General features: G+C 41.4%; 17 protein-coding genes. 10 read left to right on the forward strand and 7 right to left on the reverse strand.

Annotated elements, in window-relative coordinates:
- The first annotated feature begins 16 nt into the window (after window positions 1–16).
- The 5 genes from QPX86_RS03245 to QPX86_RS03265 all read left to right on the forward strand — a co-directional run bounded on the left by QPX86_RS03245 (window position 17) and on the right by QPX86_RS03265 (window position 5,982).
- Entirely contained in the window at window positions 17–1,255 is a 1,239-nt protein-coding gene (locus QPX86_RS03245; RefSeq protein ID WP_285164150.1) for an imelysin family protein, read from the forward strand.
- On the forward strand, window positions 1,255–3,480 hold the full coding sequence (locus tag QPX86_RS03250; RefSeq protein WP_285164152.1) for a TonB-dependent receptor family protein: 2,226 nt from the start codon (window positions 1,255–1,257) through the stop codon (window positions 3,478–3,480). Before QPX86_RS03245 ends, QPX86_RS03250 begins: the two co-directional genes overlap by 1 nt.
- An 85-nt stretch (window positions 3,481–3,565) precedes the next feature.
- Window positions 3,566–4,540: a sterol desaturase family protein gene (locus tag QPX86_RS03255; protein WP_285165129.1), complete on the forward strand. Its 975-nt coding sequence runs from the start codon at window positions 3,566–3,568 to the stop codon at window positions 4,538–4,540.
- A gap of 136 nt (window positions 4,541–4,676) precedes the next feature.
- Complete coding sequence (locus QPX86_RS03260) at window positions 4,677–5,375, forward strand: DUF3581 domain-containing protein (protein WP_220752274.1); 699 nt, start codon at window positions 4,677–4,679, stop codon at window positions 5,373–5,375.
- Between the two features lie 220 nt (window positions 5,376–5,595).
- Window positions 5,596–5,982: a glycine zipper family protein gene (locus QPX86_RS03265; RefSeq protein ID WP_220752275.1), complete on the forward strand. Its 387-nt coding sequence runs from the start codon at window positions 5,596–5,598 to the stop codon at window positions 5,980–5,982.
- A 105-nt stretch (window positions 5,983–6,087) separates the two neighbouring features.
- On the opposite strand, the gene QPX86_RS03270 is transcribed toward QPX86_RS03265, so the two are convergent.
- Together QPX86_RS03270 and QPX86_RS03275 are read right to left on the reverse strand one after the other, a co-directional pair.
- Window positions 6,088–6,720 carry a lysozyme inhibitor LprI family protein gene (locus tag QPX86_RS03270; protein WP_285164154.1) on the reverse strand — a complete coding sequence of 211 codons (633 nt, stop codon included), beginning with the start codon at window positions 6,718–6,720 and terminating at the stop codon, window positions 6,088–6,090.
- A gap of 98 nt (window positions 6,721–6,818) precedes the next feature.
- Window positions 6,819–7,010: a cytoplasmic protein gene (locus tag QPX86_RS03275; RefSeq protein WP_285164156.1), complete on the reverse strand. Its 192-nt coding sequence runs from the start codon at window positions 7,008–7,010 to the stop codon at window positions 6,819–6,821.
- 196 nt (window positions 7,011–7,206) lie between these two features.
- Between QPX86_RS03275 and QPX86_RS03280 the strand changes: the two genes are divergently transcribed.
- The gene (locus QPX86_RS03280) at window positions 7,207–7,644 is read left to right on the forward strand and encodes a MarR family winged helix-turn-helix transcriptional regulator (RefSeq protein WP_285164157.1); all 438 of its coding nucleotides are present in this window, start codon (window positions 7,207–7,209) and stop codon (window positions 7,642–7,644) included.
- Window positions 7,645–7,770: 126 nt separating this feature from the next.
- Window positions 7,771–8,922 (forward strand): chromate efflux transporter, encoded by a 1,152-nt coding sequence (gene chrA / locus QPX86_RS03285; RefSeq protein ID WP_285164160.1) that lies wholly within the window; start codon window positions 7,771–7,773, stop codon window positions 8,920–8,922.
- Window positions 8,923–9,029: 107 nt separating this feature from the next.
- Here chrA and fdhF read toward each other — a convergent pair whose 3' ends face one another.
- Window positions 9,030–13,304: a formate dehydrogenase subunit alpha gene (fdhF, locus tag QPX86_RS03290; RefSeq protein WP_285164162.1), complete on the reverse strand. Its 4,275-nt coding sequence runs from the start codon at window positions 13,302–13,304 to the stop codon at window positions 9,030–9,032.
- Between the two features lie 400 nt (window positions 13,305–13,704).
- Between fdhF and QPX86_RS03295 the strand changes: the two genes are divergently transcribed.
- The 3 genes from QPX86_RS03295 (at window position 13,705) to lysS (ending at window position 18,261) form a co-directional block, all read left to right on the forward strand.
- Window positions 13,705–15,369 (forward strand): methyl-accepting chemotaxis protein, encoded by a 1,665-nt coding sequence (locus QPX86_RS03295; RefSeq protein WP_285164163.1) that lies wholly within the window; start codon window positions 13,705–13,707, stop codon window positions 15,367–15,369.
- A gap of 278 nt (window positions 15,370–15,647) precedes the next feature.
- Window positions 15,648–16,746, forward strand: a protein-coding gene (prfB, locus tag QPX86_RS03300) for a peptide chain release factor 2 (RefSeq protein WP_220752289.1) whose coding sequence is annotated in 2 segments (ribosomal slippage) — window positions 15,648–15,722 and window positions 15,724–16,746 — 1,098 coding nt in all. Because the reading frame shifts where the segments join, the coding sequence is not laid out codon by codon here.
- 12 nt (window positions 16,747–16,758) lie between these two features.
- Window positions 16,759–18,261, forward strand: a complete 1,503-nt coding sequence (gene lysS, locus QPX86_RS03305; protein WP_220752291.1) for a lysine--tRNA ligase — start codon at window positions 16,759–16,761, stop codon at window positions 18,259–18,261.
- 158 nt (window positions 18,262–18,419) lie between these two features.
- On the opposite strand, the gene QPX86_RS03310 is transcribed toward lysS, so the two are convergent.
- From QPX86_RS03310 to QPX86_RS03325, 4 genes are all read right to left on the reverse strand, one after another.
- On the reverse strand, window positions 18,420–19,301 hold the full coding sequence (locus QPX86_RS03310; protein ID WP_285164164.1) for a hypothetical protein: 882 nt from the start codon (window positions 19,299–19,301) through the stop codon (window positions 18,420–18,422).
- 1,830 nt (window positions 19,302–21,131) lie between these two features.
- On the reverse strand, window positions 21,132–22,208 hold the full coding sequence (locus QPX86_RS03315; protein ID WP_220752294.1) for a hypothetical protein: 1,077 nt from the start codon (window positions 22,206–22,208) through the stop codon (window positions 21,132–21,134).
- A gap of 414 nt (window positions 22,209–22,622) precedes the next feature.
- Window positions 22,623–22,970, reverse strand: a complete 348-nt coding sequence (locus tag QPX86_RS03320; protein ID WP_285164166.1) for a tautomerase family protein — start codon at window positions 22,968–22,970, stop codon at window positions 22,623–22,625.
- Between the two features lie 41 nt (window positions 22,971–23,011).
- Window positions 23,012–23,347, reverse strand: coding sequence for a 5-carboxymethyl-2-hydroxymuconate Delta-isomerase (locus QPX86_RS03325; protein ID WP_220752298.1), 336 nt, complete (start codon window positions 23,345–23,347; stop codon window positions 23,012–23,014).
- Window positions 23,348–23,429 lie beyond the last annotated feature (82 nt).

Raw genomic sequence — 23,429 nt, forward strand, 5'->3', positions numbered from 1 at the left:
AGAGTAAGGGAATTTTATGAAACCACAGCATTCATTTTCAGCATTATTTTTAGCCATTAGTGCGACATTTTTAGTGGGTTGTAATGAAAGCACAAGCAGTGATGCTGGTGCCGATTACGGCAATAATGGTGATACTTCTTCAGATTTTGATCAGCGCGCATTAATTACTAATATCGTTGATGGCGTTATAACGCCGACTTTCCAGCAATTTGCTGCGAAAAGCTTAACCCAGGCAAATCAAATCGAAGCGCTTTGTGTTGCTGAGTTAGGTAATCAACAAGGTTCGGTTGACGCTGCAGGGTTGCAAGCCGCCACTGAAACTGCTCAACAAGGTTGGCGCTCTGCAATGGACCAATGGCAGCGCGTTGAGATGATGCAAATAGGGCCGCTAGTAAATGATGATGGCGCATTAAGAAACAAAATATATTCTTGGCCAGTGATGAGTCGTTGTGGTGTCGATTTAGATGTCGTTTCTTATGAAGATAACGATATTAATGGCGTGCCTTACGATATTTCAGCGCGTACACCTGCTCGAAAAGGCATGATAGCACTAGAGTATTTATTGTATAACCCAAGTCTAGAGCATAGTTGCACAGGAAGTGTCACTCCTGAAGGTTGGGATAACCGCACCGATGAGTCTCGTCGACTTGCCCGTTGTGAATTTGCCGCAGAAGTTGCTCGCGATATCAATGTGAATGCAAACGTATTAGTCACTGAGTGGAGTGGTGATGATGGCTATGCAGCCACGTTAAAATCCGCTGGTGAAACGGGTAGTAGCTTTGCGACGGTTCATGAAGCCGTGAATAAGCTCAGCGATGCATTATTTTATATCGACAGTGTCACCAAGGACGGCAAGATAGCAACGCCACTTGGATACTTTGCCAATACTTGTGGTACCAGTGTTTGTCCGCAAGATGTTGAATCCCCTTTATCAGCTTACTCCATAGAAAATATTGCCAATAATCTCATTGCTCTCAAAGCTCTGTATGAAGGCGAAGATGGTTTGGGTTTTGATGATTACTTAGTCGATGAAAGCGATGCAGCTACTGCAACCTTGATTACCCAAAGCATTGATGCCGCAATCGCCAATGCGCAAGCTTATCAGCTCAGCCTAGCTGAAACATTAACAGCCGATGAACAGCAAGTTATTGATACTCATTCGGATGTTAAGGCTGTCACCGATACGCTTAAATCAGATTTTATCAATACCTTAGCTTTAGAGTTACCACAAACATCAGCTGGAGATAACGATTAATGAACCGTTTATTAATGACTAAAAAGCTGGCGTTAGTGTTGGCGATACAATCTTCTTTGGTTAGTTACAGCGTTATTGCTGCTGAAGATGAAGAAAAGGCCACTAGCAACGATAGCTATATGGAACAAATGCAAATTATCGGCCGCGACCAAAGCTTAAATAAAGCCACAGGTTCAGCGACGTTAATTGATGAGTTAGCGCTAGAGCAATTCAAGTTTGATGATATTAACCGGGTGTTATATAGCGTGCCAGGGGTCAATATTCGTGAAGAAGACGGTTATGGTCTACGACCAAATATTGGTTTTCGTGGTGCGACACCTGAACGTAGTAAAAAAATTAACATTATGGAAGATGGGGTGCTTATCGGCCCTGCACCATATTCTGCGGCTTCAGCTTATTACTTTCCTATGACGGCAAAAATGACCGCTATTGAAGTATTTAAAGGTCCAGCTGCGATTAAATATGGCCCTAATACCGTTGCGGGTTCCCTCAACATGGTGACACGCGCTGTACCGCAAGATGCTGAAGGATTAATTGATGTATCTACAGGAACCGATGGCTTGATGAAAGCTCACGGTTACTATGGCGATACTATTGATAACTTTGGTTTTTTAATTGAAGGCATTCACATGGAGGCCGACGGTTTTAAAGAACTTGATGGCGGCGGTGATACTGGATTTGAAAAAAATGATGTCATGGCTAAATTACGCTACAACCTTGATGGCGATACAGTCGATCAAGTGTTCGAGTTAAAACTGGCTTATGCTAACGAAACCTCAGATGAAACCTACCTAGGTTTAAGCGATGACGACTTTGCTGCTAACCCCAATAGACGATATGTGGCGAGCCAATTGGATAACATGGATTGGACTCATACCCAGTTCCAGTTAAACCACTTTGTCACCAATGAACATTTTGAGTTGACCACACGTGTGTATCGCAATGACTTTGAACGTGCATGGTATAAGGTCAATGGCTTTAAAGGTGGTTTAGTTAATCGTAGTTTACAAGAGATTTTAGCCGATCCAGATAAAGACGAGACCAACCAACGCTTTTATCAAATATTAACAGGACAAGAAGATAGCGTTGCTGAATATGAAAAAATGACCTTAGGTAATAACGATCGAACTTATTTTACCCAAGGTATTCAGGCTGATTTGAACTGGAATATGGATTTTCTGGGCTATAACAACCACTTTGAGGTTGGGGCACGCTTCCATCAAGATCAAATCGAGCGCGATCACACCACTGATGATTATCTAATGCGCAGTGCAAATCTAGTGACTGACGGCGAGCCAACTAAAGCGTCGACCACTGATAGAGAAAGCACAGATGCCATTTCAATCTATTTCCAAGATACCATTAGCATCAATGCATTAGATATTACTGCGGGTGTTCGTGGTGAGTTTATTGATGCGGAATATCAAAATCGTGCCCCAGGTGCAGAGGAAGACTACTTAAATAAAGAGACCAGTATTTGGTTACCGAGTTTAAGTTTATTCTATGCCTTGTCAGATGAGGCGGGATTATTATTTGGTGTGCATGAGGGCTTTTTACCTACCAGCCCAAAACAAGATCCGTCAATTGAGACCGAAAGCAGCGTTAATTATGAGTTAGGTGGCCGTTATCATGACGGTAACTTTAACTTAGAGGTTATCGGCTTTTTCAATGATATTAGTAACCTTAAAGAAGGTTGTCAGTTCTCAAGTTGTGGTAGCGATGATGATACTGAATTTAATGGCGGCGAAGTTGATGTCATTGGTTTGGAGCTAACTTCAGGCTACGCGTTTAATATTAATGATAGCTTAGAGTTTCCTATTTCAGTTTCTTATACCTATACCGAGTCAGAATTCAAAACGAGCTTTAGTTCAGGCTTTGATATGTGGGGCGAAATTGAAGCAGGTGATGAATTACCTTATCTACCCGAGAATCAAGTTTCATTGAATTTAGGCTTAGTGAGCAATCAGTGGGACGTTAATATGATTGTCCGCTACATTGGTGAAATGTTGGAAGCGTCAGGGGAAGGTGTGGTGCTTTCTGGCAGTAAAACTGAAGCGTTAACAGTGGTCGACATGTCTGCAAGCTATAACTTTAATGAATATGGCCTAGTGTATGTCAAAGCGGATAACGTATTTGATACTCAAGAGATTGTTAGCCGTAGACCTTATGGCGCAAGACCGAGCAAACCACAGCAATTTCAAATCGGTTATCAGTATCGTTTTTAAGCTTTATTCGATAATGTATTGCTCACGATGGATTAAAAATGAATCGTGAGCAATAAGTGGTTTCGAACTTGAGGTTTGTATGTCAGTGGTAGAGTTTTTATCGAATAATTTTGTGGAGTTAATAGGGTATCCATTAGATGCAAATAAGCGCATTTTTGGGCTGTACCTTGTTGGTGCAATTTTGCTGGCTATCCCTGTTTACTGGCGAATGAAAACACCTAAATCAGTGATTGGCTTTGGTCGGTTCTTGTTTCCCAAAGCCATTTACTTATCTCGCTCAGCTCAACATGATTACTTACTTTTAGTGTGTAATAAGCTGATAAAAGCTATTTTATTTGCACCGCTATTATTCACTATGGTCCCTATTGCATTAGGGTTAAGTTATTTTTTAGAGTTGTTGTTTACGCCTATTGAACCATTAACGCAAAACCTGACAATTATCATCACTGTATTTACGATTTTATTGTTTATTCTTGATGATTTAACCCGTTTTTTATTACATCTAGCACTCCATAAAATCCCATTTTTATGGGAGTTTCATAAAGTGCATCACTCGGCCTCTGTGATGACTCCTTTTACTATTTACCGCACTCACCCCGTTGAAAGTTATTTGTATGCCTGTCGGATGGCATTAACCCAAGGGATTGCTGTAGGCATTGGTTATTACTTATTTGGCCCAAATTTGAAAATGTTTGATGTGCTGGGCGCTAATGTATTTGTGTTTTTATTTAATGTGTTTGGTTCAAATTTACGTCATAGTCACATTTGGCTGTCTTGGGGGGATAAGATTGAAAACTGGTTTATCAGCCCAGCCCAGCATCAAATCCATCATTCTATTGCAAAAGAGCACCGTGATACTAATCTCGGCTCTGCATTATCGCTATGGGACAAACTTTATGGCAGTTTAATTAAAGCATCTAGTGTTAAAAGCTTAACCATTGGTGTTTCAGGTCAACCGGGCCATGACACGTTAATGGGGATTTATATTAACCCTTTCAAACACGCGTTTGGTCAATTAAGCCGGATTGTTAAGCCTAAAAAAGCATCAGATGCAGAATAGTTTTATGCTTTTCATAAGCTTGTGTATATTGTAGTCATCGGCTGAGTGTTTTTGGTTTTTTCTAGTACACTCTATGCCATAAAAAGCCCAGCTCATCGAGAGAGGGATTTCTTTCACGATAAAAGAATGGATGTATATGTTTTTGTCACCTTATTATGCCAAGCAAGATCAGAGCGTGTTTATTTCAGCCCAACAAGCGAGTGATTTTGCAAAACTCGTCGCTGAAGACTTTAACCCTATTCATAATGTCGGTGCGAAACGTTTTTGTGTTCCAGGTGATTTGTTATTTGCCTTAGTGTTAACCGAGCTTGGCTTAAGCCAAAATATGCAGTTTAAATTCGCAGGAATGGTAGGTGATGGCGTAGAGCTAACCCTAGACAAGCAAGCTGGCGAACAATTCAGTATTTGCGATACCAAAGGTAAAGAATACCTTCACATTGAGCGTCAAGGTGAAGTATGCCAATGCGATGTTCAAACCGCAGCGTTTATAAAAAGTTATGTGGCTTTTTCTGGGCTTAACTTTATTCATGTCTTAGTGCCGATGATGAAAGAGTACGGCATGATGATTAACCCAACACGGCCTTTAGTCATTTACGAAAGTATGTCATTTCATTTAGATACGTTTGATTTCACTGAAATGAACTTAGAGCTAATAGAACAGCATATGGACATTAATGGTAAACGTGGTGATGTCACCTTAAAGTTCGCCTTAAAAAGCGAAGGCAAGGTTATCGGTACGGGAATGAAAACATTAGTTCTGAGCGGTTTACGTGAATATGATGAAGAGCAAGCACAACAAATGTGTCACACCTATGAAAGCAGCAAACTCAGCTAATGAGTTGTTAGCCATCACAGTTTCACGTTATAAAAGAGCAGCCTAATCGCTGCTCTTTTTTGTGGGCGTTTTCATTTGAAAAACGTTGCTTTATTCCATTAGTGAAAAGCGATATTCCGTTTTTACGCTAAGCTTGAGGTAGGATAAAATTTAGTACAAGCATTGTGGCGTTTCTCGAACAGGCAATGCGATATATTTAATTTCCGCTTGAGGCATTCAAATGAAAAAATTACTACTGATTTCACTTACCTTTTTTGCTTTCTCTGCAAGCGCAAATATCATTTATGATAAAACGGGCGTTGATGATAAAGATTTTGTTTATGACGAGCATCAATGCACTGAAATGTCCCAACAAGTACAAAAAAATACCAGCTCTCGTGGCGTAGTGAGTAGCGCTGCAAAAGGTGCTGCAGTTGGCGCAGCTGGTACTGCAATTGCTGGTGGAAGTGGCTCTGATGGCGCTAAAATTGGTGCTGGCGTTGGGGTTGCATCAGGATTATTAGGTGGTTCTCGTGACAGACGAGCGAACGAAGCAAATTACAAAGCAGAAAAAGAAATGGTTGTTCGTAACTGCATGGCGAATCGCGGATATACCATTTTAAACTAATCATGTTTTAGTTTGATCTTATTACACACTATAGAAAACCATGTCGAATGACATGGTTTTTTGTTTAAGCAGTCGGCATTTTATTTATGGCTACTGTAATTATGACTAGTGTATTTTGCAGCTTAAATCTGCTTGCTCAAATTGGCTAAAAATAGCTTCACCTTGATGAGTCCAAAAACTGAAGTTTTGTCCTTGGTATTTAGCGCCTGATGCTGTGCGAGTTAACAATGCTAAATTAGTGGCTTTAATATAATTTGAGGTGGGCGATATGGTTAGCATGGCTGCGGGTAGGGTTGTGTCATTATAAAAATAAGCGGTGATTTTTGTAAGAGTATCATTAGCTTTCAAGCCGCATTCATACTGAATGGGTTCAGGTACTTCAAATTCAGCAGCAGCAATTTGTAACTCAGTTAATCGAGTTTCATAAGATGATTGCACACATTGTTTAATATCTGTGGCTTTCCAACAATCGTTACGCCCTTTAATCCAGCCTCTTTGAAATGCTTTAAAATTTGCTAGCTCATCGTTACCTATTTGATTGATCGCTTTTCGGTAAGTTTTAGATAACTGCACATCTAACTTCGCTAATTGATCGTCTTTGCAAATTAATAATTCGACTTGTCCTTGAGCTTTTTGACAATCAAACGCAGGGGATATGGTGCCAGAGGCAAATACTGAAAAAGAGAATAAGGCACTACAAAAAGTGAGTGAAGTGAATAGCGAGGTCTGAATACGCATCGTTTATAACATCCTGTTCTAAATCTCTTATAGAACAAATCATAGCGTATTCAGATTTAATTAGTACAGTTTTTAAGCGCTAGTTATTGATACTAAATTTATGCTTTGGTACTAATGATATGCCCTGCATTTCCAACAGGTTGCGGCTGAGGCTGAGTAGCTTCGATTAATTGCATTGCCATTTGCCCTTCGATCTTTTGCTGATTTTTAGCCATAACAGCGACTTTTAAACTGCTGCCTGAATCGATATTAGTTGGCATTGATGATGGTGCATTAACAGATAAAGACATGGGGGCTCACTTATTAAATTATGGCTATTCAATACGACATGTAGATAGCTTATTTTGTTATCGACCCTCCATTAAAACTCTGAAGTGTATTTTACTAATTTTTCCTAAAATGGGTATTACCTTGCGCGCAATTAAAATATACTAAGAGTAAGATAACATCATATAAGTTAAACAACTTAAAAATTAAGGAGCGATCATGAGCCACGATATTGATCCCTTAGCACTAGAAAACCAAGTGTGTTTTGCCATGTATAGTGCTACCAACGCACTTATTCGGGCATATCGTCCGTTACTGGATAAGCTTTCACTGACCTATCCACAATATTTGGTGATGATGGTACTTTGGAAAGAGTCTGGTATTAGTGTCAAGATTCTTGGTGAGAAACTGCATTTAGACTCAGGTACGTTAACACCACTCTTAAAACGTTTGGAACTTAAAGGCTTAGTGATCCGTGATCGCAATAAAGAAGACGAACGGGTTAGAGTGTTGCACCTTACTGATGAAGGTCAAGCCTTGCATGAACAAGCTAAAGACATCCCCGAATTAATGCGTTGTAAAGTGGGCGGTAATAGCGACGAACTGCGTCAATTAAAGCAGTTAAGCGAAAAAGCGTTAAAACATTTACAAGGTTAAACTAATTTACACTTCTGTCATAAAAGTTAAATTAAACTGTCATATACTCTAAATTATCATACCCATTAATTTCAATATTGACTTGAGCACAATCCTTATATAAATGGAATTGGAAGTAGTTTGATTATGTGGCAAATTTTCACCCGTTTTTTAGCATTAGGTTTAATCAGTTTTGGTGGCCCAGCAGCCCATATAGGTTACTTCAGGCAAACCTTTGTTAAAGAGCTGAACTGGCTGGATGATAAGCGCTATGGCAGTTTAGTGGCCTTAAGCCAATTTATGCCCGGACCAGGATCAAGCCAGGTAGGTTTTGCTATTGGCTATCATCGCGGCGGCCTTGCTGGCGCGATTGCCGCTTTTGTTGGTTTTACTTTACCTTCCTTTTGTTTATTATTTTTGCTGGCAGTTACCAGTGCTCATTGGCTTGAATCCCAAGTCATTGGCGGGGTTATTCATGGCCTGAAATTACTGGCTGTAGTGGTAGTTGCTGATGCAACACTTGGGATGTTCGGTCAATTTTGTCAACGCAAAACCGCACGCATGTTAATGGTCGCTACAGCGGCAAGCATTCTCTTATTTCCCTCGTTATTAACCCAAATCCTGGTGTTGTTAGTTGCAGCCATCATTGGTTTAGTGGTGCTGACCAAAGGCGAAAATATTACCCCAGAAAACACACCGATTAAGTTGAACTACGCTTGGCTGAGCGTATTTATATTGGGTTTACTAGCAAGCTTTTACTTTATTAATCATACCGGCACTTTAGGACAAATTTTTGCCCAGTTTTATCAAGTGGGTAGTTTAGTTTTTGGTGGTGGTCACGTGGTACTGCCGCTACTTGAAGCCAATGTCGGCGAAATGGTGAGTTCAGATCGCTTCTTGACGGGTTATGCTTTAGCACAAGCGGTACCAGGGCCGATGTTCACTTTGGCGACATTTTTAGGTGCTGACCTATGGCTAGAGCAACCTATATTAGGTGCTATTGTCGCGACGTTAGCTATTTTCATTCCTGGCTTTTTATTAATGTTGGTGGGATTAAAAAGTTGGCATGCAATTAGTGAGCGCCCAGCCATTTCTGGTGCGATTGCTGGCGTGAATGCCGCTGTCGTAGGATTACTGTTAGCAGCACTTTATAATCCAGTATTTACCTCAGCAGTCGTCGAACCCATTGATATGGCGATAGTGTTAATTGGCTTTGCGGTACTTAAAATTGCCAAACCTAATATCGTGTTGTTAGTGCTAGGTTTCGCACTAACAGGAGCACTGATAAGTTTTCTCTAATGGCGATACTATAATCAAAAAACTATGGATTGGCTGTTAACAACGCATTCAAAAAAGGCAGCGTAATCGCTGCCTTTTTTGTTTCCTTTAGCTTAATACGTCATGAGTTAAGCAAGTTCCATCTGAGCATGTTCAGTGCTTTCCATGCTTATAACACTATCGATTTTGGGCTTGGACACTAATTCTGCTTTCACTGCGCACACCTTAAATTCAGGTATTTTTGCCACAGGGTCAATGGCATTAATGGTTAATTTATTGGCGGCGGCTTCTGCAAAATGGAACGGTAAAAACAATACGCCAGCTTGGGCACGTTTAGTGATAAAAGCGCTAATTTCAATTTCGCCGCGACGAGTTGATAGTTTCAAAGTATCACCATTTTTAACGCCCAATTGTTCTGCATCAAACACCGAAATCATGACTCGCGGTGAACCTAATGTGTCTAAACCTTGGGTTTTACGACTTAAGGTGCCGGTATGGAATTGCTCCAACAAGCGACCCGTCGATAATATCAATGGATACTCTTCATCGGTAGGCTCCGCTGGACTCCGATGCTCAATGGCAGTAAATAAACCTTTGCCTTTAATTGGGCCAGCTAGATGCAGCACTGAAGTGCCCGCATCTTGCTCATTCACACATGGCCATTGAATGCCTTTGCTAGGTTTGCCTTGTGCATCATTGTTGAGCCTGTCCCAAGTGATGCCTTGATACTGCGGCGTAACTTGGTTTATCTCATCTGTAATGGCTTGCTCGTTAGCATAATCCCAATTTGCGCCCATTTTGTTGGCGATAGCGTGAATGATTTTCCAATCTTGTTTAGCTTGCCCAGGTGGTTTTAGTACTGGTTGCAAACGCTGCACACGGCGTTCGGTATTAGTAAAGTGGCCGAGCTTTTCAGCAAATGAAGCTGCTGGTAAGACAATATCAGCCATTTGAGCGGTTTCAGTCAAAAAGATATCTTGCACAATTAACAATGGAATTTTCTCCAAAGCTTCAAGTACGTGAGCTTGGTCGGGATCGCTAAGTACAGGGTTTTCACCCATGACATAAAGCGCATCGACTTTATCGTGGCTGATAGCATGCATCACCTCAGTAGCGGTTAAGCCCACATTTGCTGACAGTGTGGTGTTCCAATACTGCTCAAACTTAGCCTGAACTACTGGGTTATCGACTTTTTGGTATCCAGTGTAATACTGCGGTAATGCACCCATGTCACAGGCACCTTGCACATTACTTTGACCACGCAGTGGATTAATACCTGCGCCAGATTTCCCTAGATTGCCACAAAGCATTTGTAGGTTAGCAATCGCAGTCACATTGTCATGGCCAGAGGTATGTTGGGTGATGCCCATGGCGTAATAGATAGCCGTTTTATCGGCAGTGCCAATCATTCTTGCCATTTTGGCTATATTATCAGCACTGATACCAGACACTTTTGCCGCATTTTCTAAGCTATATTCAGCTTGTAGAACTGTAGTCATTACCGTATCAAAGCCTTCCGTGTGCGTGGCAATATAGTCGGTATCATGCCAATTATTACGGATTATCTCGGCCATAATGGCGTTAATTAATGCCACATCGGTGCCCGGCTTTTGAGCCACATACAGCTCGGCTTCATCAGCAATTGATACCCGTTTAGGGTCTGCCACCAACAAACGAGCACCATGATGGCGAATCGCTTGTTTGATTTTTGATGCAATGATTGGGTGAGCATTACAAGTGTCGGAGCCCAAAATAAAGATCAAATCAGAATCTTTGATCCCTGGGATATCCCCTGTCATCGCGCCGCTACCTAAACTTTGCTGCAGCGCCGATACCGTACTGGCATGGCATAAGCGGGCACAATGATCGACGTTATTGGTGCCTAACACACTGCGGACAAACTTTTGCAATAAATAGTTATCTTCATTGGTCGCTTTTGCCGACGCTAAAGTAGCAATGGCATCGCCACCTTTATTGGCTTTTACTTGGCTGAGTTTATCTGCAATGGTGTCGATGGCTTCATCCCATGTACATGGAATTAACTCACCATGTTTGCGCATCAACGGGGTGGTTAAGCGCTGCTCACTTTGAATAAAGTCATAACCAAAGCGGCCTTTAACACACAACATGCCTTCGTTGACGTCTGAATCGTTATTGCCTTCAACGTGGCAAATTTTGCCAGTCGATGGCGATACGCTAACGTTAATACGACAACCGACACCACAATAAGTACATATGGTTGATGTCGTTTCAACTTGCTCAGTACTGCCTTGTCGTTTATCACGCGAATCGACTAGCGCACCTGTTGGGCAAACTTGTACGCAGTTACCACATTGCACGCAATCACTGTCGGCCATGCTCACGCTGAATCCGACTCTTGGTGCTTGGCGTTGGGTAGTTTCGTTAGTACTGGATACTGGCAGGGCTTGAAAGCTGTCTTTTTCAAATCGAATAGCATTGTGGCCACTTTGCTGGTCACATGCATCGACACACTTGCCGCAGCTTATGCAGCGGTTAGCATCAAATTGAATAAATGGACTGGTTTTGTCTACCGCAAATTGTTGCATGCTGGTGGTATCCAGCGCTTTGGCATCCACATGATACTCAGTGGCGTAATCACGTAATTTACAATCAGTATTAGCCTGACAAGCACACTCTAAACAACGTGCGGCTTCCTTCATTGCTTCTGAATGTTCAAAGCCTTGTTCAACTTCATGAAAGTTAAGCTCGCGCTCAATGGCTGTTAGCTCTGCCATTTTGTAGCGTGCTTGGGTTGGAGTTTCAGGAAAAAGCGCTGCCGACAAAGAGGCGGTTTTAGATGCTTTAGTTGCATTGAATTGCTGAGGTGTCAGCTCGCAGCTTAGGCCTTGATTCAATAGCTTATCAATGGCAACAGCTGCTTTACGTCCATCGCCAATCGCGGCGACGGCAGTAGCGGGGCCAGTGCGGGAATCACCAATCACAAACAGTTTATCAACGCCCGCAGACATAGTGTGTTCACAGCCAATAAAGGTATTCCAGCGGCTTAATGCAATATCGCCACTGGTTAAGAAACTATCTGGGTGTTCTAAAAAGCTCATATCTGGTGTTTGTGATACCGCAGCAATCACGGTATCAAAGGCTTCAGTGAACTCTTCCCCCGTTGCTTTTGGACTGCATCTTCCTGATGAGTCTGGTTCACCTAATGCCATCTTGGCTAATTTTATGGCACTGACTTGGCCGTTACTGTCACTGATGTTTTCGACGGGGTTGGTTAAAAAATGGAACTTAACCCCCTCAACTTCAGCCTCATGAACTTCATATGGCTCTGCTGGCATTGCGTCGCGAGTACGACGGTAAATTAACGTGACATCATGCCCTGCGCGCACCGCGGTGCGGGCGCAATCAATCGCGGTATTGCCACCGCCAATGACGGCCACTTTTTTACCGATTGAGTAGGTCTTTTCAGTGCAGTAATCTCGTAAATAATCCACGCCTAAATAACAACCGTTAAGATCGCTACCTGGGTAGTTCATTGCCACAGCTTTTTGTGCGCCAATGGCTAAACAAACCGCATCATAATCATCAGTTAATTGCTTTAAATGAACATCTTCACCAAGACGGGTATTGGTTGAAATCGTTAACCCATTAGCGGTTAATAAGGCAATTTCTTTATCAAGAATATCTTTAGGTAAACGGTACTCAGGAATACCGTAACGCAGCCAGCCGCCAGCTTGGGGCATGGATTCAATAATGCGGACTTCATGGCCTTGGTTTGCTAAAAAATACCCTGCGCTTAACCCCGCTGGACCGCTGCCAATAATGGCGACCTTTTTACCCGTATCCGGCTTACGCTCAAGTTGATAACTATTTTCGTCAGCCAAATCTAAATCTGCAGCGTGGCGCTTTAATTGACGAATAGCAACGGGCTCATCCACTAAACCTCGGCGACATTCTGTTTCACAAAATGCAGGACACACGCGGCCAATAGATAAAGGCAGTGGTAAGGTTTGCTTAATCACTTTGATCGCTTCGGTGTGGTTACCTTGGGCGATATGATGCAGGTAACTTTGTATATCAACACCAGCAGGACAGGCTTGCTGACAGGGCGCTTCACAGTCAGCAAAATGATCAGACAAAATATGCGTTAATGCTTCACGGCGAAGTTCACTTAATTCAGCGGTCTGGGTGGTGACTTGCATGTTGTTGGTGACAAGGGTTTTACAAGCCTTAGCTTTGCGACAACTGCCATCGTTGTTTTTAATATCAACAACACACAGATTACAGTCTTGTTTGTGTTGGTTATCTGTAGAGTTCGAATCACATAAGCTAGGTATAATAATGCCTGCTTCCTGTGCAGCTTGTAGAAGATTCCTTTCACTATTAACCGACAAAGACTTGCCGTCTATTTTGAGTGTAATCATCTTGAAGGCCTTGTTAGAGTTATCGTTGGCTTTAAAAGCCTTTTATTAGTTCTACAAAATATACTGATTTAGAGAGGAACAGAATGAAGTGAGATGGCGGGTGACTTTTTTTGCAAAGTGCTTCACGCTCAGTGTGGTTTTTGTGCACTATGTAGAGATGTTGAGGATGTAAACTTTGATATCGATCGATTTAGGCGCATTACATTGGTTAGCGATCATTTGATGGGATAATCAATCATATTAGCGGCATGATATTAATGTTTTGTAGTTAATGGTTCGCTAATCTGTATCACACTTAAGAGATGTTTGTGATCAACTTTTGTTTATTGTTGTATTTATGTAATTAATTCGGGTGTGACATATATACTTTAAAAGTTTTCAACTTAGTAAGGTAAGTTATATGCTGCGTTTATCCCTTCGAAATAAGCTGCTCGCACTGTCTCTTATTCCACTTTTTGTCATTCTCACTCTAGTGTTAGTGCTGTTCTATATCAGTGAGCAAAAGTCTTTAAATAATGACATTAATGATTTCCGTCATGAGTTAGTGTTAGAGCGTAAAAATCAACTCAAAGAAGCTGTCGAAATTGCTCAAGGTGTTGTTGAGTACCAAATAAATTTAGGATCTCAAGGTAATGTTAACCAAGCGTTGAGAGATCTGCGCTTTGGTAGTGCGGGTTACTTTTTTATCTACGATGATGCGGGTGTCAATATCTTTCATCCGATGCAACCTCAGCTTGAGGGGCAAAATAAAATTGATATGACTGACCCTAATGGCACCAAGATCATTGTGGGTTTATTGAACGCAGCACGCTCTGGCGAAGGTAATTTTTCTTATTACTACCAAAAACCCAATACCCAAGGCTTAACTGAAAAGTTGGGCTATGCCGTTATGATCCCAGGCACGAATTGGATGCTAGGTTCAGGTGCATACATTGATGATATTGAAGATGTGATTGCCAATTTTGAGACCACTAAACAAGAGGAAATGAACGCAAGTTTATTATCATTCTTGTTGCTGACTTCAATATTAGGCGCCATCACCGCAGTGTCGTTAATTGTCGTTGCGCATCGTATGGTGCAGCCGATTCAAAATATGGCTCATTCATTGAATGATATTGCCAATGGCGACGGAGATTTAACCCAAAGATTAGACGTAAATGGCAGTGATGAAATTGCCCAGTTAGGCTTAGCATTTAATCTGTTTGTTGAAAAGCTACAAGCTATTATCACTGAAGTGTCGGGTGCGACCGACGAAGTAAAAGGCGCGGCGAAAACGATTAACGATCAAACGGTGACTATCTCGAACCAGCTCTATAGTCATAACAGTGAAGTCGATCAAATCGTCACAGCAATCACTGAAATGTCGGCGACTGCTAATGATGTAGCGCAAAACACAAATAGTGTTGCTGAAGCCACTGAAGATGCCTCTGACTATGTGTTAAAGGCGCAAGAATGTGTGGATATTTCATTGAATGAAGTGTCGCAACTCATGAGCCAAATCGATAGCGCAGCTGACAATATTGAATCTTTAAGTGAGCAATCTAAAAAGATCAATTCAGTGTTATCTGTGATTGGCGGCATTGCGGAGCAAACTAATTTGCTGGCGTTAAATGCAGCGATTGAAGCTGCAAGAGCGGGCGAGCAAGGGCGCGGTTTTGCGGTAGTAGCTGATGAAGTGCGTAGCCTGGCTAGTCGCACCCAAGCCAGTACGGTTGAGATTAATGAGATGCTATCTGAGCTGCACAAGTTAGTCAGTCAGGCGGTTGAAGCAATGGAGCAAAGTCAGAAAAGCGGTGTGCGCTCAGTGGATTCGTCAAAAGCGATATCGGAAAGCCTTGGCGCGGTAACATCATCTGTTACTAGCATTAACGATATGAGCACTCAAATTGCTACAGCGGCAACTGAGCAAAGCTCAGTAACGGAAGAAATTAATCGCAATATTACCTCTGTGCAAGAAATCGTTAATGAGCTGCTGTCATCTAGCCAGCAAGCAGCAGAGATCAGTACTTCTGTAGCAAGCTCTGGAGATTACTTATCGACATTGGTGAGTCAATTTAAGGTGTAAATCCATTATTGAATTATAAAGCCCAACAGTGAGTTAATTTGATTGTATTTACTGAGATAAAAGAGCCATTGCAACGTTTGTTGCTTGGCTCTTTTTTATGTCTAATTAATTCATAAAAGGTCAGTTAATGTGTTCATCAAACTTATTCAACTTACTTGATTGTAATCATGGCCAACTAAAGTGACAAAAAGTCATTAAAACGACCTAGGTTTAGCGCTAGCGATAGGTTAGAATACTCGGTTTGCAGCAATCTAAATTTCCATAAAGTAGAAATCATCATGTTTGAAGTAAATCCAGTTAAATTCAAAATCAAGGAACTCGCTGACCGCACCGAACTTCTTCGGGGGTATCTTTGACTACGCTGCTAAGCAAGAGCGTTTAGAAGAAGTCACCCGTGAGTTAGAAAGTGCCGAAGTATGGAATGATCCAGATAATGCCCAAGCACTAGGTAAAGAACGTTCATCGTTAGAAGCCGTTGTAAAAACGATTGATGACATGGACAGTGGTCTTGAAGATATTGAAGGATTACTTGAACTTGCCATTGAAGAAGACGATGAAGAAACCTTCAATGATGCCAGTGAAGAGCTTGACGGTCTTGAGAAACGTTTAGAGGAACTTGAGTTTCGCCGTATGTTCTCAGGTCCCCATGATGCAGCAAACTGCTATTTAGATATTCAGTCAGGTTCGGGCGGTACAGAAGCCCAAGACTGGGCAAACATGATCTTACGTATGTATTTACGTTGGGGCGAAGCCCATGATTATAAACCTGAATTGATGGAAGTGACTGATGGTGATGTGGCCGGTATTAAAGGTGCAACCATCAAGTTTAATGGCGAATATGCTTTTGGTTCACTGCGTACAGAAACCGGTGTACACCGTTTAGTGCGTAAGTCACCGTTTGATTCGTCAGGTAAGCGTCACACCTCATTCTGTTCGGTATTTGTTTACCCAGAGATTGATGACTCGATTGAGATTGATATTAATCCATCAGATTTACGTGTCGATACCTACCGTGCATCAGGTGCTGGTGGTCAGCACGTCAACAAAACTGAATCTGCAATTCGTATTACCCATTTACCGACGAATACCGTCGTGCAGTGTCAAAATGATCGTTCGCAACATAAGAACCGTGACGCTGCAATGAAACAATTAAAAGCTAAACTGTTTGAGTTAGAAATGCTTAAACAGAATGCTGATAAGCAAGCCGCGGAAGACGCCAAATCAGATATTGGTTGGGGCAGTCAAATCCGTTCATACGTGCTTGATGATGCCCGTATTAAAGATTTACGTACCGGTGTCGAAAACCGAAATACCCAAAGCGTCCTAGATGGCGATTTGGACAAGTTTATAGAAGCTAGCCTTAAATCTGGCCTTTAACGAGAGAAGAAGATGACTGAACAAACACAAGATGAGAACAAGTTAATTGCAGAACGCCGCGCGAAGTTAGATCACATCCGCGAAAACTGCCCTGCAAACGGTCACCCGAACAACTTCGATCGAAAACACAAGGCTGCAGATATTCAAGCTGAATACGGACATCACACTAAAGAAGAGCTAGAAGGCATGGACGTTAATCGTTCAATCGCCGGTCGAGTCATGGCTAAGCGTGGCCCATTCTTGGTTATTCAAGATGTATCTGGTCGCATTCAAGCTTATGCAGGTAAAGATGTTCAAAAAGATCTTAAAGCTACTTTCCAAGGTTTAGACATCGGTGACATCATTGGTGTTACAGGTAAGCTTCACCTTTCTGGTAAAGGCGACTTATACGTGAACATGGAGCAGTACCAATTGCTAACGAAAGCATTGCGTCCGCTACCTGAAAAATTCCACGGCCTAACTGACCAAGAAACGCGTTACCGTCAGCGTTATGTTGACTTAATCGTTAACGAAGAGTCACGTGAAGCTTTCGTCATGCGTTCAAAAGTGGTTTCGGCTATCCGTAACTTCATGGTGAAAAAAGAATTCATGGAAGTTGAAACCCCAATGATGCACAGCATCCCTGGTGGCGCTTCAGCCCGTCCATTCGAAACGCATCACAACGCTTTAGACATCGCAATGTATTTACGTATTGCGCCAGAGCTTTACCTTAAGCGTCTAGTGGTTGGTGGTTTTGAGCGAGTATTCGAAATCAACCGTAACTTCCGTAACGAAGGTTTATCGCCACGTCATAACCCAGAATTCACTATGATGGAATTCTATATGGCATACGCTGATTTCAACGACCTAATGGACTTAACTGAAGAAATGCTAAGCTCTATCGCAACTGAACTTTGTGGTTCTCCACAACTTCCGTACGGCGAGCATACTGTTGATTTTGGTGGCCCATACGCACGTTTAAGCATGTTAGATGCGATTAAGAAGTACAACCCAGATAACGAAACGATTCAGTCTATGACTTACGAAGAAGTTAAAGACGTTGAGTTTATGCGTAACCTTGCGAAAAGCATTGGCATGACAATCGAGAAATTCTGGACTTGTGGCCAACTACTTGAAGAAATCTTTGGTGAAACGGCAGAGCCACAGTTAATGCAACCTACGTTCATTACGGGTTACCCTGCAGATATTTCACCACTTGCACGTCGTAACGATGAAAACCATTTCATCACCGACCGTTTCGAGTTCTTTATCGGCGGCCGTGAAGTCGCGAATGGTTTCTCTGAGCTTAACGATGCTGAAGATCAAGACAACCGCTTTAAAGCGCAAGTTGATGCTAAAGATGCAGGTGATGACGAAGCAATGTTCTACGATGCTGATTACATCACAGCACTAGAGCACGGTTTACCACCAACTGCAGGTCAAGGTATTGGTATCGATCGTTTAGTGATGTTGTTCACTAACACTCATACTATCCGTGACGTGATCTTATTCCCAGCAATGCGCCCACAAGGGTAATTGATTATTAAGCCGTTGGCTTAATAATCACGATTAAAAAACCAGCCTACTTGGAAAAGTGGCTGGTTTTTTTTATGAGTGGAGTTTTTAGGTTCAGACTATATAGAAAACCTTGGTTAAGAACAGGGATATGATTGAAGGAACTATTCTTAAATTGTTTATTTTCTGAATGATTTTTGCCCAAATCTTTGGTAGTCGTGTACGATAGCTTCGAAAAGCTTGGATTCAGTTACTTTCTCTGAATTATCGATTACATACTTATCAATTTTAGCTAGTTGTTCTTTCGGGATTTGATTATAGGTGTCAGATACTTTATTTGCTGAATCAATTATATAACCATCAAAACCTTCAGGAAAAGTGAACGTCCTTGGTGATATTTTTCCACCACTAATACTAATTCGACTTGCTCGCATTTCTTTCGATTGCTTTGTTTTGATTACACCAATAATAATGAACGAAGGCAATTTAGTATAAATATAAATACCATTTGAGTTGCCAACGATATCCATTGCTATGGTTCGAAGAAAATACCTATTAATGTTGGTCGGAAGGTCTTGAATTGAAGTAGATCCAATTACATCAAGTGGATATAGATGCTGCTCATACTCATATAAATTGGACGACTCACCAAGCAAAAACTTTGCTAGTCCATGCTCAGCTTTTGAAATAGTATCTAAGTAGTCTTTTGGCTTAGGTTCATTAATATTTTTTCCACGAATATACGTAAGTGTTCGCCATGACAAAGAAGCTGTAAATTTAGATAACCACGCGCCATATGTAGTAACTAAATTTGAATCATTCATATATGGATGGAAAATCTTAATTGAAAACTCCCGTTCCCAGTTAGAAAATAAGTCTTCACACTCCCCACATAACCAATAGTCTTTTGCAATATCTTGCTGTCGCTTATTTATTTGATTCCCTTCTCTGAAGTAGCCAGTTATGGATGTTTTTTTGAGCCACTTCCCTATGAATTTCGGAATGAAATGGCTCAATTCTAATTTCGTATCTTTTTTACATAACTTACAAGTGCCGTGCATATGAAAATATCCTTATAGAGAAAGCAGCTCGATACACGGAATACTCAGTAATGTTTACCGGACATTATAGAGATCAAAGTAAGATTTATTTATTAACTTACAGCCTTTTTGTTTAGTGTGCTACTTAGAGCTTTTAAATTGTGGACTCTTCAAATTGATACAACCTACGGTTGCCAAAGTCGTGGTGCTTCGCCCACACCAGACGAAAGGGAAACAACAGGATTTCCCTTTTCGATATCCCTTGCCGCCCCAACGAAATTACTCTTTCAAAGCGAGTAAGCCTCATGCTTATTCGAAAATAGCTAACGCTTTAGACAGGCCATCCATGGCCTACTAAAGCTAGCCTGACGTCCTGTCAGGCTTACGCTATTTTCTTCAACGCATTTCAGCAATTTCAATGGGGTTCTTTGTGCCCGCAGGTTTATTACTCTTAGCTAGGTAAACTTAAAATCTTGTATAGATTTGAATGTTCAATTTGAATTGAGGTGAGCAAGAAAATTGCGTGAGTCTGGCCATGGATGGCCAGCTAGCTTTCGAGGGGAAGGGACGCCCCATCGAATGCGTTAGTGATTTTTGTAGATTACCGAAGCTGGCTACAAATGAAGGTTAAAGCTATAGAATACTCCATTGGAAATAATCGTTTTTCAGATTATTTCGTTGGAGCGGGTGGGTGTTCCAAGAGGGAGTTGCCGTTCACTCCCTTTTGGTCGGGTGTGGGTGGAAAACCCACGATGTTAATCCAAACAAAGTTTGGAAATTTGTAAGTATGGAAATAAGAAATAAAGTCGTGGCGCTTCGCCCACACCCGACGAAAGGGAAACAACAGCATTTCCCTTTTCGCTGATTTTCATAAGAGCCTTGCCGCTCCGACGAAGTGTTGTTCCTCATGCTACAGAGCGAATTTGCTATCGCCTCAGATTCGCCATCCATGGCTCAACTGAGGCTATGTCGGCGTCGATAGGCAGGATGCCTGAATGTAATGAAGTGCATGGATGCACGAGAATGACCTGCCTCCATCACGCAAATTAGCTCACCGCATTCGGACACTTCCAACGGAGTCTATTGAGCCCGCAGGTTCGTTTGTCATTTTTGAGATTAAAACCATAAGAGTTGTTGAGATTAAGTCCTTTCTCTTTGGCATTTATTTGAATGTTTAATTTGAATTGAGGCAAGCAAGAAAATTGCGTGAGTCCAGAAATGGCCTTTCTCGCACATCCATGTGCTTCAAGGCATTTAGTACATCCTGTACTTAAGATTCTGGCTAGCTTTCGAGGGGAAGGTACGCCCCATCGTAAGTGTTAGTGATTTTTACAGCTTGCCAAAGCTGGCTGCAAAGGAAGGTTAACGCTGGATGATTCTCCGTTGGAAATAATCGCTTCTCAGATTATTTCGCCGGAGCTGCGGGGCGTAGCTCTTAGTAAAAAGAAAGAGGGAGTCGCAGTTCACTCCCTTTTAGTTTGGTGTGGGCGAAGCGCCACGACGTTGACGTTAATCCAAACGGTGTTTGAAAGCACCAACAAGATGCCCCATCGTAAGCGTTAGTGATTTTTACAGCTTGCCGCAAAGGAAGGTTAACGCTGGATGATTCTCCGTTGCTGCGGGCGTAGCTCTTAGTATAAAGAAAGAGGGAGTCGCAGTTCTCTCCCTTTTAGTCTGGTGTGGGCGAAGTCTCACGACGCTAACTCAAACGAAGCAGGAAAGTATCATTTTCACTAATTTGATGAACTTTAACCGTGTAATGCGCGCCATTTAATTCGATTAGCGTGCAGGTACTCATGTCTTTGATAAACATGAGTACCCAAAGTGAGTTTATATTTTAAAATTATAAGTTTATAAATTGTCTGTCTTGCTGCTGTCAGCGCCTTTAACTTGAATAGCAGGAGTAAAAAATGGTTCTGTGCTGGTTAATGACTTAGCTGATTTTGCGGCATATCGCGTAATCTTAGAATGTAGCGGTTTTTGAGATAATGTCTGTAGCATTTCCTTATAGCGCCCATTACCGCTATTACTCAATACTTTGCATAACCAAGCTAAAGAGTCGGCAAATTGTTTGTCTTGGGTGTTTTGAGCATTCCAAATGTACTGGGCAATATGATCAAGGCTTTGTTCATCTTGCAATGGCAATTTAATCGCCTCCCTAGCAGCAGCTCTAATTTGAGTGACATCATTACTCACAAGTCTGGATAATAAGTCTCGGTATTGATCTGCAACCCCTGAAATATCAAGGCTGGTTTGAATAGAGATTAAATCAACCACCCATTCTGTTTTTTCATATTTAAGCTCCATAGAGCCTAAGTTGATATAAGAAAGCCTAAGATTGTGAAAGGTTTGACGACCAATAAATGGACGTCGATAACTACGAAGATATTGGCCTACACCATCTGGTTTACCAAGGGTTGTGATGACAGTGTCTAATGTGGCTCCTTGGGCTATCATCTCAAAGTTAGCAAGGGTTGGGGTAACGGTGTTGGGGAGCACTTTGATAGACGCTAGCTCAAACTCTTGAGGTTGAAATTGTGGGACATCGTCTTTGTTAAGGGCTTTGATTGCACTTTTGAAATACTTCTTCACCTTCCGTGACGCTTCATTGCTATTTTGCTCGGTTAATAGTGTTCGATACCTTGCGTTTTGGCTTTCACCAATAGCTTTTGCTAACCATGATATTGTGTCGTCAAATTCATCGTGTTCTTTATCACCATTTTGGTTCATCGACCAAAGTGTAAAGGCTGCTAAATCCCATAGCTGAATATTTTCAGGCAAGCTGTGGTGCAATGCTTTAGCACCTAATTTTACTTCTTGTAGGTTTTTGCTGGTGAGTAAGTCAACGTAGATGGTGTCTTTAGTATCAAAGTCTGCTTGAGTGGCAAACGGCAATAATACTAACAATAAAGTGAGTAGTTTTTTCATTATTAAATCCATTTAAAAGACTTCACTGAGCGAAGACTTAGATAATTCCCTTTTCTTGATTGATACAATTATGTTAACAGCTATGAGCTGATATTCGAAATATCTTTATGAGTTTTTCGTTTTAAAAGTGAGTAATACAATATGTGCTCAATGAAATTATGGAGAGTAAAATATATAAACGTAAATTTATTAACAATTGATTTTATTAAGTAAAATATTGGTTTGAGTGGTGATAGCTAATAGTATTGGATACTGTGACTACAGATTAATTCATAATAAACGGCTAGAGCCCTAAAGTAAGTAGGGCTCTTGAATAAGTGAAGCGGCTGCACTTTCTCTTTGGATTTAATTGGGTTGGAATGAATTGAATGAATCACGCCGTTTTTCAAAACCAAGTTTGGCAATTAAGTTTACTTAGCTATCTAAAGTCTCTTCATCAACATGATGAACATTGGTGGTGTAATATGCTCCGCTGTATTCGATATTTAATGAAAAATACACACTTTGTTTTAGATGGTGTTTAATTGCTTGTTCAAGCTCTGCGCTTAATTCCCTAGTAAACTGCTCGTCTCGATGTGGTTTAGTGAGTAAAGATACTGTGACAAGAATATGAGTATGTTTATACTTAGAGCAAGGGTAAGCTCTTGATTTACAAACGCCAGCACTGGCGTCTTTGTGGTTAATGATTTCTTCAATCTCATCAAACATGCTTGTTACGCTGAATTGTAAATTATCTGAATACTTAATTTCTACATGAGGCATGTAAACCATTCCTTGAAAATACTGACAAATAAGCCCGGTTGTTAAACAACCACTTTTGAATACGTTTCTCGGTCAATATCCACCACTTCAACTGACAAAGAGCAATCCACCTTAATCAAGGTTTGTAATTGGGTTAACACCTGCTGGGTTAGCATCGATTTTTGCTCTTCATTTCTGCCTGATAAGATTTTCATCGTCACATGGACAAAGCCGATATCAACACAACCAGTTTTAAATTCAGAATAAGCAATGGCTCTTACTTTAATATCACTGCCTTGTGCTTGAAATAACCCTGATGTTAAAGCACCTTGGTGTACTAATTTCACTAGTGCTTGGCCATCAAATTGAGCTGCATGTTCGACGATACAATGGGGCATTTATCTCTCCAATATTGATTGAGTTGTGCCTATCTTGCGTCAGGTTAAGACGAAACACCATGACTTAATGCCAAGTGAAGTT

It is taken from the genome of Shewanella goraebulensis (genome assembly GCF_030252245.1).
GTDB lineage: Bacteria > Pseudomonadota > Gammaproteobacteria > Enterobacterales > Shewanellaceae > Shewanella > Shewanella goraebulensis.